A 2,381-nucleotide genomic window follows, 5' to 3' on the forward strand; every position below is an offset into this window, starting at 1 on the left:
TGAGGGTGCCGCGCCACGTGCGCAGGTAGACCCGGTGGTGGTACGCGATCGCCGAGGACACCCGTTCACCGCGCGACAGCGGTGGACGAACCCCCGGGGTGAGGCGACCGGACCCGCCGGGGTGTGCCACGGCATCCTCGGCGAGGGTCGGGCTGCTCATCAGTCGACCAGCGTTCGGCCGGTGAGGTGGAGGAAGACGTCCTCCAAGGTGGAGCGGCGCACGAGCGAGGACACCGGCCGGATGCCGCGCGCGTGCACCGTCGCCAGCGCCGCGTCCCCGTCGGCGGTGTAGACGAGCACCCTGTCGGGCAGCACCTCGACGCGCTCCCCCACGTCGGCGAGGGCATCGAGGTGGCCCGCCTGCTCGTCGGGGTCGAAGCGCAGCTCGAGCACCTCGCGCGTGCTGTGCTCCTCGATGAGGCCGCGCGGGCTGCCCTGCGCGACGATGCGCCCCTTGTCCATGACCACGAGGCGGTCGCACAGCTGCTCGGCCTCGTCCATGTAGTGCGTCGTGATGATGAGGGTCACGCCCTGACGCTTGAGCCGGAAGAGCCGGTCCCACAGCACGTGCCGCGCCTGCGGGTCCAGCCCGGTCGTCGGCTCGTCGAGGAGCAGCACCTCGGGGTTGTTGATCAGGCTGCGGGCGATCGTCAGGCGCCGCTTCATCCCCCCGGACAGCGGCTCGACCCGGTCGTGGCGGCGCTCGGTGAGCTGCGCGAACTCCAGCAGGGCGGTGGTGCGCTCGCGCACCTCGGAGCGGGAGAGCCCGAAGAACCGGCCGTACACGTGCAGGTTGTCCTCGACACTCAGGTCCTCGTCGAGGATGTCCTTCTGCGGGCACACCCCCAGGCGTGCCCGGATCGCCGGCCCGTCGGATGCCGGGTCGAGACCGAGGATTCTCAGCTCACCACCACTGGCCGGCGAGACGCAGCCGATCATCCGCATCGTGCTCGACTTGCCGGCACCGTTGGGCCCGAGGAAACCGAACGCCTCGCCGCGGCGCACCTCGACGTCGATGCCGTCGACCGCGGTGAAGTCGCCGAAGGTCTTGGTCAGCCCACGGGCGCGCAGCAGGACGTCGTCATCGCTCACCGCAGCGACGGTAGTGCAGCGGTGTGGCCGCATCGACCGTATTTCCCGCGGGCGTCAGCGTTTCGGCGGCTTGTCGAGGCCGTGCCGCCGCTCCTCGGGAACGTCCATCGCGTCGCACAGGGCGAGCCAGACCTCGCGAGGTGACTCACCGGCATCCAACGCCTCGAGCGCCGTCCGGCCGCCGAGCACGGCGAGGTGCGTCGAGCCGGCGAGGGAGTGCGCGTAGGCAGCACCGAACTCGTCCTCGGCGAGGGCCCAGAACCGGGAGATGCGCATCCGGCGATCGTAGGCTGTGCCCGAGGTCAGCGGCATACTGACCCGCATGCGCCTGATCACCGCCGCTTCGGTGCCCCCGTCCCTCGCCCGCGTCACCGAGCCCACGGCTCCCCCACTTCGGGTCGGGCTGGTCCAGCACGCCTGGGACCCCGACGCCGACGCGTTGCGCGCGACCCTGACCGACGGCATCCGCACCGCCGCCGACGCCGGGGCCCAGATCGTCTTCCTGCCCGAGCTCACCCTGTCGCGCTACCCCGCCGACACGCTGCCGACCGGCCGCCCCGACACCACCGCCGAGTCACTCACCGACGGGCCGACCATCACCTTCGCGCGCGAGGCGGCCGCGGCCACCGGGGTGCTCGTGCACGCCTCGCTGTTCGAGCGGGCGCCCGCCCCCGACGGCACCGACGACGGCCTCGGCTTCAACACCGCGATCCTCGTGGCCCCGGACGGCGAGCTGCTCGCCCACACCCGCAAGACCCACATCCCCGTGACGGCCGGGTACTACGAGGACAAGTACTTCCGGCAGGGCCCGGCCGAGGGCGCCTACCCCGTGCACGAGATCACGGCCACGGAGCCGCCGCTGCGCCTGGGCATGCCGACGTGCTGGGACGAGTGGTTCCCCGAGGTGGCCCGCGCCTACGGCCTCGGCGACGCGCAGGTGCTGGTCTACCCGACCGCGATCGGCTCGGAGCCCGACCACCCCGACTTCGACACCCAGCCGCTGTGGCAGCACACCATCGTCGGCCACGCCATCGCCAACGGCCTGTTCGTCGTCGTGCCCAACCGCTACGGCACCGAGGGCCTCATCACCTTCTACGGCAGTTCCTTCATCGCCGATCCCTACGGGCGGGTGCTCGTGCAGGCACCGCGCGACGAGGCAGCCGTGCTCGTCGCCGACCTCGACCTCGCACAGGGCCGCGACTGGATCGACCTGTTCCCGTTCCTCGCCACCCGCCGCCCCGACTCCTACGCGGCCCTGACCGAGCCCACCCGCCCCCAGCACCGCCGGG

At 72.2% G+C, this 2,381-nt stretch carries 3 protein-coding genes; 1 reads left to right on the forward strand and 2 read right to left on the reverse strand.

Annotated elements, in window-relative coordinates; genetic code table 11:
• Positions 1 to 159 precede the first annotated feature (159 nt).
• Entirely contained in the window at positions 160 to 1,125 is a 966-nt protein-coding gene (locus PLL68_RS13935; protein ID WP_324535090.1) for an ABC transporter ATP-binding protein, read from the reverse strand.
• A gap of 21 nt (positions 1,126 to 1,146) precedes the next feature.
• Positions 1,147 to 1,368: a DUF3046 domain-containing protein gene (locus tag PLL68_RS13940; protein ID WP_159898537.1), complete on the reverse strand. Its 222-nt coding sequence runs from the start codon at positions 1,366 to 1,368 to the stop codon at positions 1,147 to 1,149.
• Positions 1,369 to 1,414: 46 nt separating this feature from the next.
• Here PLL68_RS13940 and PLL68_RS13945 point away from each other — a divergent pair.
• Positions 1,415 to 2,381 (forward strand): nitrilase-related carbon-nitrogen hydrolase (locus PLL68_RS13945; protein WP_324535093.1); only part of this gene is annotated, 967 nt, incomplete at its 3' end.

The sequence above is a fragment of the Ornithinibacter sp. genome, from assembly GCF_035443565.1.
Taxonomy (GTDB): Bacteria; Actinomycetota; Actinomycetes; order Actinomycetales; family Dermatophilaceae; genus Fodinibacter.

Coding starts and splice junctions, on each gene's coding strand:
- PLL68_RS13935 (WP_324535090.1), bottom strand. CDS start 1,125: ATGCGGCCACACCGCTGCACTACCGTCGCTGCGGTGAGCGATGACGAC.
- PLL68_RS13940 (WP_159898537.1), bottom strand. CDS start 1,368: ATGCGCATCTCCCGGTTCTGGGCCCTCGCCGAGGACGAGTTCGGTGCT.